Annotated in this window: 21 protein-coding genes; 10 read left to right on the plus strand and 11 right to left on the minus strand. The window is 34.1% G+C overall.

Annotated elements, in window-relative coordinates:
* Positions 1-198: 198 nt before the first annotated feature.
* The 3 genes from P2W65_RS04845 to P2W65_RS04855 are packed head-to-tail and all read right to left on the minus strand — an operon-like array spanning position 199 to position 2684.
* On the minus strand, positions 199-1116 hold the full coding sequence (locus P2W65_RS04845; RefSeq protein WP_289663859.1) for an NAD(P)/FAD-dependent oxidoreductase: 918 nt from the start codon (positions 1114-1116) through the stop codon (positions 199-201).
* Positions 1117-1128: 12 nt separating this feature from the next.
* Positions 1129-2334, minus strand: coding sequence for a GTP-binding protein (locus tag P2W65_RS04850; RefSeq protein WP_289663860.1), 1206 nt, complete (start codon positions 2332-2334; stop codon positions 1129-1131).
* Positions 2331-2684 (minus strand): MerC domain-containing protein, encoded by a 354-nt coding sequence (locus P2W65_RS04855; RefSeq protein WP_289663861.1) that lies wholly within the window; start codon positions 2682-2684, stop codon positions 2331-2333. Before P2W65_RS04855 ends, P2W65_RS04850 begins: the two co-directional genes overlap by 4 nt.
* Before the next feature lie 92 nt (positions 2685-2776).
* Between P2W65_RS04855 and P2W65_RS04860 the strand changes: the two genes are divergently transcribed.
* The 3 genes from P2W65_RS04860 (at position 2777) to P2W65_RS04870 (ending at position 5858) form a co-directional block, all read left to right on the plus strand.
* Entirely contained in the window at positions 2777-3169 is a 393-nt protein-coding gene (locus P2W65_RS04860; protein WP_068841836.1) for a Fur family transcriptional regulator, read from the plus strand.
* 74 nt (positions 3170-3243) lie between these two features.
* A complete protein-coding gene (locus P2W65_RS04865; RefSeq protein WP_289663864.1) occupies positions 3244-5115 on the plus strand; it encodes an Nramp family divalent metal transporter in 1872 nt (623 codons plus the stop codon).
* A gap of 89 nt (positions 5116-5204) precedes the next feature.
* A complete protein-coding gene (locus P2W65_RS04870) occupies positions 5205-5858 on the plus strand; it encodes a metal-dependent transcriptional regulator (RefSeq protein WP_179003815.1) in 654 nt (217 codons plus the stop codon).
* Positions 5859-5909: 51 nt separating this feature from the next.
* On the opposite strand, the gene P2W65_RS04875 is transcribed toward P2W65_RS04870, so the two are convergent.
* The 8 genes from P2W65_RS04875 to P2W65_RS04910 form a co-directional block, all read right to left on the minus strand.
* A complete protein-coding gene (locus tag P2W65_RS04875; RefSeq protein WP_289663865.1) occupies positions 5910-6395 on the minus strand; it encodes a DinB family protein in 486 nt (161 codons plus the stop codon).
* Positions 6396-6404: 9 nt separating this feature from the next.
* Complete coding sequence (locus P2W65_RS04880; protein WP_289663866.1) at positions 6405-6806, minus strand: hypothetical protein; 402 nt, start codon at positions 6804-6806, stop codon at positions 6405-6407.
* A 116-nt stretch (positions 6807-6922) separates the two neighbouring features.
* Positions 6923-7705, minus strand: a complete 783-nt coding sequence (locus P2W65_RS04885; protein ID WP_289663868.1) for an enoyl-CoA hydratase/isomerase family protein — start codon at positions 7703-7705, stop codon at positions 6923-6925.
* 11 nt (positions 7706-7716) lie between these two features.
* Complete coding sequence (locus P2W65_RS04890; protein ID WP_109191122.1) at positions 7717-9132, minus strand: sensor histidine kinase; 1416 nt, start codon at positions 9130-9132, stop codon at positions 7717-7719.
* A gap of 192 nt (positions 9133-9324) precedes the next feature.
* On the minus strand, positions 9325-9873 hold the full coding sequence (locus tag P2W65_RS04895; protein WP_289663870.1) for a CopD family protein: 549 nt from the start codon (positions 9871-9873) through the stop codon (positions 9325-9327).
* A 38-nt stretch (positions 9874-9911) separates the two neighbouring features.
* Positions 9912-10925 carry a ferrochelatase gene (hemH, locus tag P2W65_RS04900; RefSeq protein ID WP_289663871.1) on the minus strand — a complete coding sequence of 338 codons (1014 nt, stop codon included), beginning with the start codon at positions 10923-10925 and terminating at the stop codon, positions 9912-9914.
* Between the two features lie 85 nt (positions 10926-11010).
* Positions 11011-11412, minus strand: coding sequence for a hypothetical protein (locus P2W65_RS04905; protein WP_289663873.1), 402 nt, complete (start codon positions 11410-11412; stop codon positions 11011-11013).
* Between the two features lie 4 nt (positions 11413-11416).
* On the minus strand, positions 11417-12292 hold the full coding sequence (locus P2W65_RS04910; protein ID WP_179003821.1) for a helix-turn-helix domain-containing protein: 876 nt from the start codon (positions 12290-12292) through the stop codon (positions 11417-11419).
* Between the two features lie 227 nt (positions 12293-12519).
* Between P2W65_RS04910 and hemA the strand changes: the two genes are divergently transcribed.
* From hemA to P2W65_RS04945, 7 genes are all read left to right on the plus strand, one after another.
* Positions 12520-13770, plus strand: a complete 1251-nt coding sequence (gene hemA, locus P2W65_RS04915; protein ID WP_289663875.1) for a glutamyl-tRNA reductase — start codon at positions 12520-12522, stop codon at positions 13768-13770.
* Positions 13771-13912: 142 nt separating this feature from the next.
* On the plus strand, positions 13913-14317 hold the full coding sequence (locus tag P2W65_RS04920; RefSeq protein WP_289663876.1) for a GxxExxY protein: 405 nt from the start codon (positions 13913-13915) through the stop codon (positions 14315-14317).
* 182 nt (positions 14318-14499) lie between these two features.
* Positions 14500-15423, plus strand: a complete 924-nt coding sequence (hemC, locus tag P2W65_RS04925; RefSeq protein ID WP_289663877.1) for a hydroxymethylbilane synthase — start codon at positions 14500-14502, stop codon at positions 15421-15423.
* Complete coding sequence (locus tag P2W65_RS04930) at positions 15423-16088, plus strand: uroporphyrinogen-III synthase (protein WP_289663878.1); 666 nt, start codon at positions 15423-15425, stop codon at positions 16086-16088. The genes hemC and P2W65_RS04930 overlap by 1 nt, the downstream gene beginning before the upstream one ends.
* Positions 16089-16193: 105 nt before the next feature.
* Positions 16194-17219 carry a uroporphyrinogen decarboxylase gene (gene hemE / locus P2W65_RS04935; protein ID WP_289663880.1) on the plus strand — a complete coding sequence of 342 codons (1026 nt, stop codon included), beginning with the start codon at positions 16194-16196 and terminating at the stop codon, positions 17217-17219.
* Between the two features lie 110 nt (positions 17220-17329).
* On the plus strand, positions 17330-17881 hold the full coding sequence (locus P2W65_RS04940) for a transposase (protein ID WP_289663881.1): 552 nt from the start codon (positions 17330-17332) through the stop codon (positions 17879-17881).
* Between the two features lie 127 nt (positions 17882-18008).
* Complete coding sequence (locus tag P2W65_RS04945) at positions 18009-18695, plus strand: hypothetical protein (RefSeq protein WP_289663883.1); 687 nt, start codon at positions 18009-18011, stop codon at positions 18693-18695.
* Position 18696 lies beyond the last annotated feature (1 nt).

The following is an 18696-nucleotide window of genomic DNA, read 5'->3' on the forward strand; positions in this document are numbered from 1 at the left end:
AGACAAAACTAAAAATTAAATTTGACAAATAATGATTCTCTGAGCGTAAATTTTTAAACGGATTGAATTCAATATGTTAGAATTTTGTTTTCGATCGAGCAAAGTCACAAAACACAAAGTTTTTTTAAACCATATAAGTTATATAAGAAAATGTAAGCCTAGTTTTAAATAAACTTATATAACTTATATGGTTTATTTTCAGTTTGCGTAATCTTCGTCAATTAGTTCTTTGTTAATGACCGCTCCAGCAAAAGATCCTGTAGAAACGGCAATGGCAACTGAGCGCATTGGAGTTGTACAATCTCCGCTCGCATAAACTCCAGTAACGTTTGTTTTCTGCATTGCATCAACTTTTAATAAACCTTGCTCATTTATATCACAACCCAAATTAGCAGGAATTGGACAATGTTGTTCAAAAGGCGGTCTCGCATAAATCGCTTTTACTTCAACTTTATCCTGATTTTTGAAAACGATCTTTTGGATATATCCCTCTGTATCTTCAAACGAATCTATTTCCTCTTCAAAAATTTGAACGTTATGATTCTTAAGAATTTCAATTTGTTCCAAAGTCAAAGTTGATTTTCCATTGGTACACAATCTTAAATCTTTTGTCCAATTTGAAATCAGTTTGGCAAAATCAAAACCTATTTCGCCATTGGCGATAATGGCTGTTTTTTCGTTTTTAACTTCATAGCCGTGACAATACGGACAATGCAAAACCGAAATCCCCCAGCAATCTGCAAAACCTTTTATCTCAGGAAGCAGATCTTTAACACCGCTTGCAAACAGGATTTTTCTTGAATTGAAAGTTTTACCAGATTCTGTGGAAACTTCAAATCCATTTTCACTTTTAATCGCTTTTACTGCAAGTCCACTATAAAAATGAATTGTTTTATAAACATCGACTTGTAATTTGGCTTTCGCCGAAATCACAGCGGGTTTTTCGCCGTCTTGCGTAATAAAATTATGTGAATGTGGCGTTTGTCGGTTACAAGGCAAACCGCTGTCAATAACCAAAACCTCACGCAAAGCACGTCCTAAACTCATTGCTGCCGATAAGCCACTGTAGCTGCCACCGATGATAATTACATCATATATATTATAACTGTCTTTCATAATCTTAACTATTTAAGATGTTCTTGATATTGGAAAAAGATCCTTTTTTGGAAATAAACCTTCCTGATAATCTATAATTTCATCTTCTGTACAAAGGCATTTTTTGAGTTTGTTGAGAATCTCCGTCTCTTTTATTTTCTGTCCAATAAAAACAAGTTCATTAAGTCTGTCTCCAAAGTTAGCCGTCCAGCGTTCTTCTATAATATCCTGAAATTCAACAAAATTATTAAATGTCATTCGTTCACTTAACGACATACTCGCCCACCAAACTCCTGCCCCTTCCGCTTTTATAGAACCGCCGGCCTGACTCCAATTTATTGCCTGCTCTGGTCGGGATGCCATCCACAATAATCCTTTACTTCTAATGATATTCTCTGGAAAATCTGAGGTAATAAAATTCCATAAACGATTGGGATGAAATGGCCTTGAATCTCTAAATACAAAAGAATTGATTCCATATTCTTCGGTTTCAGGCGTATGGATTCCTTCTAACTCTCTAATCCAGCCCGCAGAATTTTCCGCTTCCTCATAATTGAATAATCCCGTATTTATAATTTCGTTCGGATGTACTTTTCCTAAAACCGAAGTGATTATTTTCGCCACAGGATTCAACTTCTGAATTGACGCTTTCAACATTTGTAATGATGCTGCATCAATAAGATCGGTTTTATTCAAAATAATAACATTCGCAAATTCGACCTGATCAACCAAAAGATTAACTATCGTGCGAGTATCGTTTTCAATACTGGATAAATTTTGTTCCTGCAAAGTTTTAGCCGAACCAAAATCTTTAAAAAAGTTAAAACTATCCACAACAGTTACCATTGTATCGATGTAACTAAACCTTGATAAATCAATACTAGCCTCTTCATTTACAAATGAAAAAGTCTGAGCAACTGGAATTGGTTCGCTAATTCCTGTACTTTCAATAAGCAAATAATCAAATCTGTTTTCCTTTGCTAATCTTTCTACCTCAACCATTAAGTCTTCACGCAGCGTACAGCAAATACAGCCATTTGTCATTTCAACTAACTTCTCTTCCGTTCGTGATAACGTATTTTGATTTTTTACAAGTTGTGCATCAATATTAACTTCACTCATGTCGTTAACGATTATGGCTACTTTCAATCCTTCTTTATTATGAAGAATATGATTTAGAAGCGTCGTTTTTCCTGCTCCAAGAAATCCGCTTAACACTGTAACAGGGAGTTTTTTCATTTGTGTATGTTTTTATGATTTTTATAATTAATCAAATGGCCGATAATCATTCCGATGCCACCGAAATAAATCAGATCCAAATGAATCTCTAAGAATAAATCGGTCAAAATAGTAATCCAAATTAAGCTCATGGAAACAATCAAAATCGACGAAACCAAAAGAGTTGATTTTTTCGTAATTTTGACAATTGCAAACAAACCTATTGAAGCAAATAGTAAATCGATAATTGGATTGTGACTCAACCCTAAAGGAAGAATCGTTAAAAGAGGAAAAATCAAACAATGAACGAGACAAATCGTTGCGCTTGAAATTCCTAAAATATCGTAAAAGGGTGTAGTCAATTTCTTCATTTTGTGTACTTTTACTTAATGCAATTTTGTTGCAAATATACAGATTAAATTCAAACGCAACATTGTTGCGTTAAATTTTTTAATTTATAAAAATGAAAACAACACGTAATACTACCGCTAAAACAGCTGTATTAGAGGTATTTGAGAATTCTAAAACGGCATTATCACACACCGAAATTCAAAAACAATTGAATGATGTCTGCGATCGCGTGACCATTTATAGAATTTTAGATCGTTTGGTTAACGATGATATTATTCATAAAATCTCCAATTTGGACGGCACGGTTAAATATGCCAAATGCAATCATTCGCATCAGCGCGTACACATCCATAACCATGCTCATTTCAGCTGTGAAAACTGTCACGAAATTACTTGTCTTGAAAATGTGAAACCGAGCTACATTATGCCGCACAATTATAAAGTGAACGAAATAAACTTTACATTATCAGGATTGTGCCCAAAATGTTTGAATTCTAACATTTAAATTTTAGACTCGCCTAAAAATATTGTTCCGCGAATATCATTTTTCTATATATTTGTGAAAACAATACATTTACAATGAGTAAATCTTTAGAAGAAGTCCACGAATCGGTTTCTACAGAACATAAAAAAACAGGTTTCAGAAAAATATTAGCCTTTTTAGGCCCGGCTTATTTAGTAAGCGTTGGTTATATGGATCCAGGAAACTGGGCTACAGACATTGCCGGCGGAAGCCAGTTTGGTTATACTTTAGTCTGGGTTTTATTGATGAGTAACTTAATGGCTTTGCTTTTGCAGAGTTTAAGCGCAAGACTTGGAATCGTAACACAGCGAGATTTAGCACAGGCTTCGCGAGAGACTTATTCTAAATATGTCAACTACATTTTATATTTTCTGGCCGAAATTGCCATTGCCGCTTGTGATTTGGCCGAAGTGCTCGGAATGGCAATCGGAATTAATCTTCTTTTTGGAATTCCGCTTTTTGAAGGTGTTTTGATTACCGTTTTAGATACTTTCATTTTATTGTTCTTAATCAACAAGGGAATCCGCAAAATGGAAGCTTTTATTATTGCTTTGGTAGCGATTATTGGTTTTTCTTTCATTTTTGAAATGATTTTTGCCGAACCTGAAGTTTCTAAAATTATCGCTGGATTGGTTCCTTCTATTCCAAATTCGGCTGCCTTATATATTGCAATCGGAATTATTGGAGCAACGGTAATGCCTCACAACCTTTACTTACACTCTTCTTTGGTGCAAACCAGAAAATTCGACAGAAGTCCAGCGGGAATCAAACAAGCTTTAAAATACAATTTGATTGATTCAACTATCGCTTTAAATTTGGCATTCTTCGTCAATGCTGCCATTTTAATTTTGGCAGCCGCCACTTTTCATAAAAATGGAATGTTTGAAGTTGCCGAGATTCAGGATGCACATCAATTCCTGGAACCTTTGTTAGGCACAAAATGGGCACCAATCTTATTTGCCGTTGCCTTAATCGCTGCAGGACAAAGTTCAACCGTAACGGGAACACTTGCAGGACAGATTGTGATGGAAGGTTATTTACACTTAAGAATTCAGCCTTGGGTTCGTAGAATTATAACCCGTTTGATTGCTATAGTTCCTGCTTTGATCGTGATTTGGATTTATGGCGAAGATGTAACGGGAAAATTATTGATTTTGAGTCAGGTTATTTTGAGCCTTCAATTGGGGTTTGCGATTATTCCGCTGATTCATTTTGTGAGTGATAAATCGAAAATGAATGGTTTTCATATTTCCAGAACCACACAGGTTGTTTCTTGGATTATTGCTTTAATTATTGTCTCATTGAATGCTAAGTTGGTTTATGACGAAATTACTTCATGGCTGGCAAGTTCGAATCATCCAATAATTTTATGGGTTACGGTAATACCGCTTGCGATTGCTTTTGCTGGATTACTGCTTTATATCGTTTTTAAACCTTTTATCGCAAAAGCCAAATCTAAAAAAGTTATTAATCACTCGCCGCATAACCTAAAACTTCACTTTACGCCAAAAGAAAGTCAGAGCATTAAAAATATAGCCATTTCTGTAGATTTTTCTCATGCAGATGAAGCCGCATTAAACAAAGCCTTTGAATTGGGTGGCATTGATACCGAATATACTTTAATTCATATCGTTGAAACTGTGGGTGCGTTAATGTACGGCGTTCATGTTCACGATCATGAAACGACAATAGATGAAAAACTATTATTGAAATACAAAGAAATGCTGTCGGAAAAAGGATTCAAGATCAAAACAGAACTTGGTTTTGGAAAACCCAACAATGTAATTCCGAAAATTATAAACGAAGGAAATTTCGACATTCTCGTTATGGGAACCCACGGCCACACTGGATTGAAAGATATTCTTTTTGGCACAACGGTAGACAAATTGAGACATAAAATTTCAATACCTTTGTTGATTGTTAAATGAAGATGCAAAGTTTCAGAGTGACAAAGTAACAAAGTTTTTAGCTTTGTCCCTTTGCAACTCTGTCTCTTTGTTACTCAAAAAGAAAAAAAATGACCTTTTCAGAAGAAAACTACCTTAAATCGATCTATCACTTAACGGCGGCTTTAGAAACAGAAGTCAGCACGAATGCTATTGCAGAAATCATGGAAACCAAAGCTTCTTCGGTTACGGATATGTTAAAGAAACTGGCGGAGAAAGATTTGGTTAATTATAAAAAATACCAAGGGGTTTCGTTAACCGAAAACGGAAAACTAGCCGCAAAAATGATTGTGAGAAAACATCGTCTTTGGGAAGTGTTTTTAGTGGAGAAACTAAATTTCAGCTGGGATGAAGTTCATGATATTGCGGAACAGTTGGAGCACATCAAATCAGAACAATTGATTAACCGATTAGATGATTTTCTTGGAAATCCAACTGAAGATCCTCATGGCGATCCTATTCCAGATGCTAACGGCCGAATTATTAAGATTGAAAAACATTTACTTTCCGAGTTATCTGATAACCAAACTGGAGTTTGTGTTGGTGTGAAAGATACTTCTTCGGAGTTCTTGAAATATCTCGATAAACAAGGAATTGCTTTGGGTTCTAAAATTGAATTTCTTTCTAAAGAATCCTTCGATTTATCGGTCAAAATTAAGGTTGATGAAAGGGAATTGTCAATTTCGAATAAAATTGCTTCTAATTTGTTTGTAAAGCTGGTTTAACGGGTTGTTTTTGCAGAGGTGCACAAAGAAGTTCTTAGAGTATTAACTTTATCAATATTCTTTATCAGTTTGTGAAACCCATTTCCCTGCTGTATCAACATTTTGTCTCAACAATAAATTTAGCTGGCCAACATGATGCTGAACATGTCTCATGTTGTACAAAATCATTTCAATTCTGTTATAATTCTTCTTCTTTGTGACGAATCTTTCTTTTGAAGTTTCTTCATTTAATCCTTCAATTAAAAAGAAAACCTTTATACGGGAATGCCCAAGATATTCAAGCAATTCATCTTTTAGGTAAATTCTTTCGGGTAAAATTCCTTTTGGATCAAATTCAGATAAAGAAAATGGTTGTGGTGGAGAAAATTCGTCTGGTTTTTCAGATGAATAATAATCAAGCCAAAAAATGGTGTGATAAGCAGAATACCAAAAATCTTTTTTATCCCAAAAACTCTCAGGACACACTAAGATTGAACTCTCGAGCATGTCTATTACAGCTCCAAATTGTCTCCATAATATTATCTTAAGTTCCTCCATCGCTTGATTTTAAACTATTCCTTTTTCAATCATTTCCAGCATAACCGGAGAAGCATTTTTAAATGTCGGTGGCTGTTCGATAATACTTCCGGCATTCTTTTTATTTACTTTAAAAGTAACATCATTATCTGTTGTAAACAAAAGCGCAGTTAAAAACGGTTTTTTGATGTAAGTTCCTAAAACCAATAAAGCTTCATCTAAAGTATGAATACTTTCGACTTCTTCTGTTTTGTAACGAGAAGTTAACGAAATAGAAAAAGTATTGTCTTCGTTGAGAACCAAACGAAAATAGATGTTTTTGATTTCGGTGTCGCCCATCGTTTTGGCCAAAGTCAGTTTGGCGAAAGTTCCTGCTTGGATGCTTGCTTTAACTCGTTCACAAAAAAGGGCAAATATTGGTTCGTAAGACATATTGTTGTGTTTATTTAACCGCAAAGGTCGCAAAGATTTACGCAAAGGACACAAAGATTTTAGAAAAACTTGCGAACCTTGCGCTGTCCCTTGCGACCTTTGCGGTTAAGAAAATTTTATTTTCCTGTAAATTCAGCTTTACGTTTTTCTAAAAAAGCTGTTGTTCCTTCTTTAAAGTCTTGGGTTCCGAAACATTCTCCGAATGATTTTATTTCAGTATCGAAACCATTTTTACCATCTTTAAAGTTTGCATTGATGGCTTTTATGGCTTTTCCAATGGCAAAAGGTGCGTTTTTAATTATTTTTTGAGCGATTACGTTTGTAAACGACAGCAATTCCTCTTGAGACACCACATGATTTACTAAACCGTAATCTTTTGCTTGTTCAGCAGTAATCATCGCTGCGGTCATAATCATTTCCATCGCACGGCCTTTTCCAATTAATTGCGGTAAACGCTGTGTTCCTCCGTAACCTGGAATTAAACCTAAAGTTACTTCAGGAAGTCCCATTTTAGCATTGTCTGAAGCTACTCTGAAATGACAAGCCATCGCCAATTCTAATCCGCCGCCAAGAGCAAAACCGTTAACGGCTGCAATAACTGGTTTTCTTAGATTTTCTATGAAATCAAACAAAGATTCTTGTCCTTCTGCCGCCAGTTGCGCACCTTCGACAGTCGTATAATTTGCAAACTCCGAAATATCTGCTCCGGCTACAAAAGCTTTTTCTCCGCTTCCGGTTAAAACAATAACACGAACATCATCATTTTTGGATAATGAGTCAACAGCATTACTCAGATCACTGATGGTTGCTTTGTTTAAAGCATTTAACTTAGTTGGTCTGTTAATGGTAATGGTAGCCACTTTTTCTTCAATTGAAATTAAGATATTTTCGTAGTTCATAACAGCTGGTTTTATGAGTTTGTGATGGGTAAAGAAACCCTGAAAGTCGTTCCTTTTCCGTAAGTTGATTCAAAGGTAATTGTTCCTTTGTAATTTTCTATAATGTTTTTGATAATTCCGAGTCCAAGTCCCATACCGCTGGTTTTGGTAGTAAATTTGGGTTCGAAAATTCGTCCGATATCTTGTTTTTGGATTCCGATTCCGTTGTCTTTTACCGCAATTTCTACATTATTGTTACGTCGTTTTACGGTAACTACAATAGACTTTTGAAACTGACTTTCCGGAATTGCCTGTGTCGCATTTTTAACCAAATTGGTAATGACACGAATCAGTTGCGTACGATCCATTTTGGAAATGATTTCTTCTTCTTCTTTTTCGAAAACAATATAATCTTCGTTAAAAATATCCAAGGCTAATTCTACAACCTCAACCACATTTAAAGTTTCATTTTGCTGCGCCGGCATTGAGGCAAAATTAGAAAATGCGGAAGCCACAGAAGTCATGGTATCGATCTGCTGAATTAAGGTTTCGGAATAATCATTCATTTTCTGCTTCACGTCTGGATCATTTGGATCAAACTTTCTTTGGAAACTCTGAACCGTCAAACGCATCGGCGTAAGCGGATTTTTAATTTCGTGTGCGACTTGTTTTGCCATTTCGCGCCAAGCTTCTTCACGTTCACTTTGTGCCAGTTTAATGGCGCTCGTTTCGAGTTTATCCACCATTCCGTTATACGCTTTGATAAGGAAATTAACTTCTTTGCTATTCGCTTCCAAAACAATCTTTTCATTTTTCTGATCCAGATTGGTTTCTTCCAAACGATCTGAAATGGTTTTAAGCGATTTTGTGATATAAGTCGAAAGGAAATAAGCCAATGCAAAAGCCACAATCAGCATAAAAGAATACACCTGACTCAGGCGAATCAAGAAAGTATTCAACTCATTATCGTAGTAACCGTCGTCTTCTAAATAAGGAAGGTTTAGAATTCCGAGCGGTTTGAATTTTTCATCTTTTATTAAACTGTAGGATGATCGGTTTTTGACTCCGTCAATCGTCTTAATGTCTACAAAACGTTTCTCAATTGAAGAACGAACTAATTTCAGAATATATTCCGGAATTGGCGGGGCAATTTTATCAACCGCAAAAGACTCTTTGGATGATTTTAAAAGTTTTCCGTCGAGACTGTAAATATTGATTTCGATTTTATGAATCTGCGCTAATTCGTGGATTTTATCTTTAAAAATCAAATCCAGATTTTGCGTTTTCAGCGGATAAGTTGTAGTCGCCAGAACGTAATTTATGTGTTCTTTTACCGCATTTTCTTTTCGTTCCAACCGTTCCTGATGGTATTCTTTGGCCTCAGTTTTAAACTGAATAATAGAAATCGAAGCCAATAAAAAAGATGCTACCACAATCAATACAATCATAGACAGGAAAATCCTGGTACGAAGGGAAAGCATTGTCATTTTGATGTTGAGCATGATTTTAGTATTCAGTGTTCAGATTGTTAGTGTTCAGTTATTTTGCAAACGTGTAACTTCGTTTTAAAGTTATAAAATATATAAAAATTTAAAAGACAATGATTGTAAACTGATCACTAAAAAACTGACCACTGCCAACTATTTCCTTTCTCTAATTCGTTTGTAAAAACGAAATCCCAGCATGATTAAAACAGAAAATAAAATAATTCCGATTACGCCAAAAATCCAGTTGATGGCACTTTTTAAAACTACTAAAAATACCACGGCAAACAAAATAATCGTTGCGCCTTCATTCCACAAACGCATAAAATTATTGGTATATTTTACCTCATCTCTTTGTAATTGCTTAAAAATCTGATGGCATTTTCCATGGTACAAATACAAAAGGAAAACAAAACATAACTTTACGTGCATCCAGGGCATTTTAATCCAAACGCTTCCGGCTTCTGTAAAAAACAGCATCCAAAAAGCAAAAATACTCGCCAAAACTGCCGACGGCCATGTAATAATATACCACAAACGATAGGCCATTATTTTGTATTGTGCCTGTAGAATTTCTTTTTCTGGTGAAGGTTTGTCATTGGCTTCTATTTGGTAAACAAACAAACGCACAATATAAAACAAACCCGCAAACCAGGTAATCACAAATATAAGATGCAGTGATTTTAGATAATTGTAATATTCCATTTAGAAATTTCTTTTTTCTTTACTCTTGCCTCTATTCTCTATTTCGCCCAATCATTAATCCAGTTAGAAACCGTTTGGCACCACTCATCATCATCATTCAAACATGGAATTGCCAAGAATTCTTCTCCTCCATTTGCTTCAAAATCTTCTTTGGCACGCATGGCGATTTCTTCCAAAGTTTCTAAACAATCTGAAACGAAAGCTGGTGTTACAACTGCCAATTTCTTGATTCCTTTTGCAGGCATGTTATCAATTTCGACATCGGTATAAGGTTCTAACCATTTATCTCCTGCTAAACGAGATTGAAAAGTCAGACTGTATTTATCTTCAGGAAGTCCTAATAACTTAATAACTTGTTTTGTCGTTTCATAACATTGGTGACGATAACAAAAATCGTGTGCTGGAGAAGGCGTGTTACAGCAAGAACCATCAATTTTACAATGTGATTTGGTAATATCCGTTTTGCGAATATGACGTTCTGGAATTCCGTGATACGAAAACAATAAATGATCGTAATCAAAACCAGCCAAATGTTTCTGAATAGAATCAGCCAAATTTTTGATGTAATCTGGTTTATTGTAAAATGCCGGAACATCAGTAAATTTCATGTGTGGGAATTTCTTCTTACGGATTTCTTCTGCTTTTACTAAAATAGTCAAAGTGGAAGCCATTGCATATTGCGGATATAGTGGAAAAAGCATTACATCGGTAACTCCTTTATCGTTCAATTCCTGAAGTCCTTTTTCGATTGTCATGCTTCCGTAACGCATTGCTAACGAAACTGGGACATTTACTAAAGGTTGCACTTTTTGCTGCATTCTTTCTGAAAGCACAACTAAAGGCGAACCTTCTTCCCACCAAATTTTTGCGTAAGCATGTGCTGATTCTTCTGGTCTTTTTCTTAAAATAATACCACGAACTAATAATGCTCTCAATAAATACGGAACGTCGATCACGTATTTATCCATTAAAAATTCATCTAAATAAGGTTTTACATCTTTTGGAGTTGGACTTTCTGGAGATCCCAGATTTACTAATAATACACCTTTCATTATGTTCTTTTGCTTTAAGCTTTTTATTTGTTTTTTAATTTTCGGCAAAAGTAAACGCTGTACTTTATTCGAAATATGATATTTATTACTTTTTAGTTATGTTGTTATTTTTAAAATTGATGTATTCGCCTTTTTCATCTTTTTTGCTCTCTTCAGCTAAACATTCAATTTTACCATTAATTATATCTACAAGAGCATTCTTATTCTTTCCAAAAGAAACTTTCAATTTTTCCGATCTTACAGAAACAGAATTAATCTTAGTTTTTCTTTTTCCGCACTCTTTCACAACATCTGCTTTCCATTTAATAATGTGGTTTTGAACTGCCATTAAAATTTGACTCTTTTTTTCTATATAAAAAGTAATTCCTCCAACATATTCAATACCTTCTAATTTCAACAATCCATCATAATTGATTTTAGAATTATGCTGAGCAGTAGCTTTAAAAACAAAAGAAATAAGAATTAAAAAGAAAACAAGTTTTTGCATTCCGTTAAACATTCGCATTAATAGACATCAAATACTTCTTTGGAGTTGTGGCAAACTTTTTCTTAAACGCCGCAATGAAATGACTTCCGGTGCTGTAACCTATTTTCAGCCCAACTTCATTTACATTATACGAACCGCTGTCTAACAGTTTTCGGGCGAAATCCATTTTATAATCGAAAAGGAAACCGTAAACGGTGTCGCCATAAATTTGTTTGAAACCCATTTTGAGTTTTTTCAAATTCAAGCCAATTTCATCTGCCAATTCTTGCAATCCTGGCGGTTCGGCCATATTAGCGATAATGATTTCTTTGGCTTTTCTGATTTTCAAAACATTGTCTTCATCAATTAAAAACGGACATTGTTCTGCATTTGGATCCTCCGTTCTGTTAAAATACAAACTCAATAATTCATATCCTTTTCCTTTATAATAAAGGTTTTTTATGGACGGATGTAGATTGTAATGAAACAACTGACTCAAAACAATCGCCATGGATGGACTGATATTTCCTTCGTTATAATACTTTTTATCCTTATTGTCCGGACTTAAAAATGTAATATAGTCGGCTTCGGCAGAAAATAACGCGTGAAATTTCTTAATGGATACAATTACCGAAATTGCCCATGAGTTTGGAGCCAATTCTAAATTCAGCGGTAATTCTTTCTGCGGATTGTACAAAAGCAACGATTTTTCCTCTTTCAATTCTAAAGCATAATTGCCCTGATTGAATAAAAATTTTGCATTTCCTTTTATCCCGAAGTGAAACTGTATCAGGCCAGTACCTACTATTTCATGCTGTGCATAAAATGGTTCTGAACCATCGTTTTGAAAACGAATCAGCGTAAAGTCGTCTTCAATTTTTATAACTTCTTGAGAACTCATAGCGATATTTTTTTGAAACGAAAATCAAAACAAACTCAAAATGTTATTTAGAACGACTCTAAACTAATCACTTCAAATGAGTTGATTTTGCTACAAAAGTAGTCCTTTTTACTCAAAAACACCTATTTAGGTTCAAAAAAACATACAGCGACATAAAAAGTACTTTTAGCGTTATTTTTATCAATGGTATAGTAATAATTTTGTTGCACTTTTATGAAAGTGAATTTATGGAAAACAATAACGTACCGAAACACCTTTATTTTTACTCAGTTGGTCTGAGTTACAAAAAAGCTGATGCTGAGGTTAGAGGTCAATTTAGTTTGGATGCAGTTGCGAAAACGCGATTGCTGGAACAAGCTAAAAACGATGGAATAGAAAGTTTACTAGTTACTTCAACTTGCAACAGAACCGAAATTTACGGTTTTGCTGAACATCCATTTCAATTAATAAAATTAATCTGCGATAATAGTAACGGATCTGTCGACGCTTTTCAAAAAGTCGGTTTCGTTTACAAAAATCAGGAAGCAATCAATCATATCTTTCGTGTAGGAACTGGTTTAGATAGTCAGATCTTAGGCGATTTTGAAATTATATCTCAGATTAAAACTTCTTTTACGCATTCAAAATCAATGGGATTGGCCAATACTTTTATGGAAAGATTGGTAAATGCCGTAATTCAGGCAAGCAAAAGAATTAAAAATGAAACAGAAATCAGCTCTGGTGCTACTTCGGTTTCTTTTGCTTCTGTACAATATATTCTGAAAAACGTTGAAGATATCAGCAATAAAAATATCCTACTTTTCGGAACTGGAAAAATTGGAAGAAATACATGTGAGAATTTAGTAAAACATACTAAAAACGAACACATTACTTTAATCAACAGAACAAAAGACAAAGCTGAGAAATTAGCAGGAAAATTAAATCTGATTGTTAAAGATTACTCTGAATTACATTTAGAACTTCAAAAAGCCGATGTTGTGGTTGTGGCAACTGGCGCTCAAAACCCAACGGTTGACAAAGCAATTTTAAATCTTAAAAAACCTTTGTTGATTCTGGACTTGTCTATTCCTAAAAACGTTAATGAAAATGTAGAGGAATTAGAAGGTGTAACTTTAATCCACATGGATTATTTGTCTCAATTGACAGATGAAACTTTGGAAAACAGAAAATTACACATTCCAGCTGCGGAATCAATTATCGAAGAAATCAAAGAAGAATTTGTTACTTGGACAAAAGGAAGAAAATTCGCTCCAACAATTAATGCTTTAAAAGAAAAACTAAACGCTATTAAAGTTTCTGAATTGGATTTCCAAAGCAAAAAAATTGCTGATTTCAATGAAGCACAAGCAGAAATCATCAGTAACCGAATCATCCAAAAAATTACTACGCATTTTGCAAATCATCTAAAAGACGACAGTACCATGGTCGATGAAAGCATCGAATGGATCGAAAAAGTCTTCAAAATAAAAGCATCTTAATTTTTAATTTAAACCATTAAGATATTAAGGAAATTAAGTCAATCTTTGTCAAGAGAATTAAGCCACGCTATAACACAGTTTAATAATCTTAAATTCAAACAAAAAGCTTAATGCGCTTAATGGTAAAAAACAAATAAGTTCTATGACAAAAAAAGAGGTTACACAATTGGCTTATGAAATTACAGGTTTTGCCATAAAAGTGCACAAAACTTTGGAACCTGGACTTTTAGAAAGTATCTATGAAAAGTGCCTCAAATATGAATTAGAACGAAACGGATATGATGTAAAACAACAATTAGTTGTAAAAATTGATTATTACGATCTTGAATTTGAATCTGATTTAAGGATCGATTTACTTGTAAATGACTGTGTTGTTGTGGAATTAAAAGCAATAGAGAACCTATTGCCGATTCATGAAGCACAATTATTGACATACATGAAATTATTACAAAGACCCCAAGGTTTATTGATAAATTTCAACACAACAAACATTACAAAATCAATGAAACCTCTTGTGAATGATTATTTCGCAAGATTAATTGATTAAAATATTGAACCATTAAGGGCATTAAGAAAGTTAAGTCAATCTTTGTCAAGAGAATTAAGTTTAAAAATCTTTTCAAACTTATTAATCTTAAATTCAGACAAAGCTTAATTTTCTTAATGGTAAGAAAAAATCAGCGTAAAGCTTAATGAACCTTAATGCCTTAATGGTAAAAACAAAAAAACATGGCTGAAAAAACAATCAGAATAGGAACGCGTGACAGCGAATTAGCACTTTGGCAAGCACACACTGTAGAGAAAAAACTAAACGATTTAGGTTATAAAACTTCAATTGTTGCGGTAAAATCTCAAGGTGACATTATTCTGGATAAACCTCTTTACGAATTGGGGATTACTGGAATTTTTACCAAAACGCTAGACATTGCCATGATCAATGGCGATATTGACATTGCGGTTCATTCGATGAAAGATGTTCCAACAGCTTTACCTAAAGGAATTGTTCAGGCGGCTGTTTTACCAAGAGCGAATGTTTTGGATATTTTAGTCCATAAAGGAAATCCCGATTTTGCAAATCCAAGCACCATTGCAACTGGAAGTTTACGTCGCCAGGCACAATGGTTCAATAAATACCCAAATCATACGGTTGTTGATTTACGTGGAAATGTAAATACGCGTATGCAAAAACTTCAGGATAATAATTGGGACGGAGCTGTATTTGCGGCTGCAGGTTTAGAGCGAATTAATTTAAAACCAGAAAATTATATCAATTTAGATTGGATGATTCCTGCACCGGCACAAGGCGCAATGCTAGTTGTGGCAATGGAAAATGACAATTACACTTTGGATGCACTTTCTCAATTGAATGATATCGAAACTGAAATCTGTACTTATATTGAACGTCAGTTTTTGAGAACCCTAGAAGGCGGATGTACGGCACCAATCGGATCTTTGGTTAGATATAATGAAGATGAAGATACTTTACATTTTCAAGGCGTTTTACTTTCCATCGATGGAAAACAAAAACTGGAAATCAACAAAACGGTTGATATTTCAGAATGGAAAAAACTAGGTTTTCATTCGGCACAAGAGATTTTGAATAATGGCGGAACAGAACTAATGCAAAAGATTAAAGAATCTTTGAAAAAATAATGGCGAAATCAATTCAGATATTATCCACTAAAATATTATCTCCTCTTTATAAACAAGAGCTGACAAAAGCTGGCATCGAAGTAATCGAAGCCGATTTCATTAAAACCGAAAACAAACCTTTCGAACTGAAAGACCTCAACGAAAGTTTGATTTTTACAAGTCAGAATGCAGTTCACAGCGTTTTGTCAAATCCAAAATCAGAAGAATTAAAAACCAAAAACGTGTATTGCGTTGGTCTAAAAACCAAAACGCTATTAAGCGATCATGGCTTTAATGTTGTGGCTTACACAGGCTATGCTTCTGATTTAGCAGAAATTATCACTTTGATCTACAACAGTGAAAGTTTCACTTTTTTTAGTGGAAATTTAAGAAGAGATACTTTACCAGAAGCTTTAAAAGAAGCTGGAATTAAATTCAACGAAATCCAGGTTTACGATACTTCATTACAGCCTCAGAAAATAAAGGCAAATCCAGAAGCTATTTTGTTTTTTAGTCCGTCGGGAGTACAAAGTTACCTTAAGGACAATACCATTAATAAACAGCTTTGTTTCTGTATCGGCGAAACCACTGCAGAAGCTTTGCATAAAATCACAAAAAACATCATCATTGCAGATCAGCCCACAATTGAAGATGTCATCGAGGATGTTTTACAAGAATATAAATAATGTTTACCACATCCTGCAAGGTTTTGAAAGCCTTGTAGGTCTAAATATAAATCAACAACAATACCTACAAGGCTTTCAAAACCTTGCAGGAAAAACAAATACGAGATGTTAAAAAACGACCTATTTTTAAAAGCATTAAAAGGAGAAACAGTACAGCGTCCGCCAGTATGGATGATGCGTCAGGCAGGAAGATATTTACCAGAGTTTAGAGAACTTCGTGATAAATATGATTTTTTCACACGTTGCGAAACTCCTGAATTAGCTGCTGAAATCACAGTTCAACCTATCAGAAGAATTGCTCCAGATGCTGCAATTTTATTCTCGGATATTCTGGTTGTGCCTCGCGCAATGGGAATTCACGTAGAATTGAAAGATAATTTAGGCCCTATTATTCCAAATCCGATTCGTTCTTTAGCTGATGTTCACAAAGTTTATGTTCCAGATGTAAACGAAACTTTAGGCTACGTTTTTGACGCTGTAAAATTGACTAAAGAAATGCTGAATGATGAAGTGCCATTAATTGGTTTCGCAGGTTCGCCTTGGACAATCTTCTGTTATGCAGTTGAAGGAAAAGGTTCCAAAAGTTTTGATACTGCAAAAGGATTCTGTTTTTCTAATCCAGCTGCAGCACATACATTATTGCAAAAAATTACCGATACGACTATTTTATATTTAAAAGAAAAAGTAAAATCGGGTGTAAATGCCATACAGATTTTTGATTCCTGGGGAGGAATGCTTTCTCCTGTTGACTATCAGGAATTTTCATGGAAATACATCAACCAGATTGTTGATGCTTTAGCAGATATTACGCCAGTTATTGTTTTCGGAAAAGGATGCTGGTTTGCGCTTGGCGAAATGGGTAAAAGTAAAGCTTCTGCATTAGGAGTGGACTGGACTTGTTCGGCTAGAAATGCTCGTTATTTATCTGGTGGAAACATTACGTTACAAGGAAATTTCGATCCGTCAAGATTACTTTCTCCAATTCCAACTATCAAAAAGATGGTTCACGAAATGATTGACGAATTCGGAAAAGATAAATATATCGTAAATTTAGGTCACGGAATTTTACCAAATATTCCTGTAGATCACGCCAAAGCGTTTATTGACGCAGTGAAGGAATACGGGAATTAGTATTTCAGTGTTCAGTCTCATTTGATTTCCTGCAAGGTTTCCAAAACCTTGTAGGTATAAAAGTTCTTTTTTATATTTACAGTAAAAACTTACTTTTTAGTAAATAAAAAATGAAATTGGAAACACTTGATAAGGATTGTTATTATCATATTTATAATAGAGGAATTAATGGAATAACTATTTTTGAAAATGACGCTAACAAACTTTATTTCTTAAAACAATTATCTAAATATACAGAACATAAAATTTCAGTTTTTGCATATTGCTTGATGAATAATCACTTTCATTTAGTTATTCGTCTAAATGTAGAAGAAAAAGAGGTTACACAAGCATTTTCAAACTTATTTAATTCTTACGCTAAAGCATTTAATAAACAAACCAATAGAACAGGAAGTTTATTCGAAAAGCATTTTAAGAGAATACGGTTAAAAGATGAAAATTATTTAAGGCGACTGATTCTTTATGTTCATTTAAATCCGAAACATCATTTCGATTTAGATTTTAAAGATTTCAAATTTTCATCCTATCAAGCTTTCTTCTCTAAGAGAGAAACAAAAATTGAACGTGATGAAATTATAGAATTATTTGGAGGAACAGATAATTTTCTTTTTTGTCATAATCAGAAAAATGATCTTTTAAACGAAACTTATACATTTGAATGATTATTGTTTTCCGTTCTTCCTGCAAGGTTTCCAAAACCTTGTAGGTTTCTTAAATATTGATTTTTAAATATAATAATATCCAATTAATACCTACAAGGTTTTGGAAACCTTGCAGGAAGAAAAAAATATGCTAGCAAATCTAAACCTCAACAGAAACTCTCCCTTTTCATTTATTGAATATGGATTTCAGGCTTATTACGCCTATGTGTTTCTAATGGTTTGGATGCATCCGGAATTACATCCAGTAAGCCTTATAAACGATTTAGCCATTTTAATGGCTTTTGAATTTATAATGGTGCATTCGGGAGTCTTTATGGCAGTTATGCCTAGAAAATGGTCTCTTTTTGTGTTTTTTCCGCTGTATGGTTTGTTTGCTTATTCTTTTAATGAATCGGTCGTTAACACCAATATTTTATATATTTATCTGTTGACCGTTTTAAATAGAATGCGTTTTGCTTTTTCAAATGTTTCTCCGGAAGTCAGAATATATCAAATGGGAAAATCTGCGGCGAAAGCAGTTTTCTACTTTTTCTTAATTCTAGCGGTTTGCATTGGAAATAATATAGTGCCTCATTTTGGATTGACACCAGAGTTTTTAGAAAAATCACATTATTTCCAAACAGTAAAATCAAGCGGATTGTTTATAGAAAAACCCTATGTGCCGATCTGTATGGGTTTTATATATTATTCGTTGCCGGTTTTATATTTTGTTTATCGTGTGATCAAAAACTTAGGCAAAAGAAGCGAAACTTCTTTTACAAAAAAGCCCATAATGACATTTCAAAAAACAACTATAAGCAACAAAAAATTCTAAA

The sequence above is a fragment of the Flavobacterium panacagri genome (assembly GCF_030378165.1).
GTDB classification, from domain to species: Bacteria; Bacteroidota; Bacteroidia; order Flavobacteriales; family Flavobacteriaceae; genus Flavobacterium; species Flavobacterium panacagri.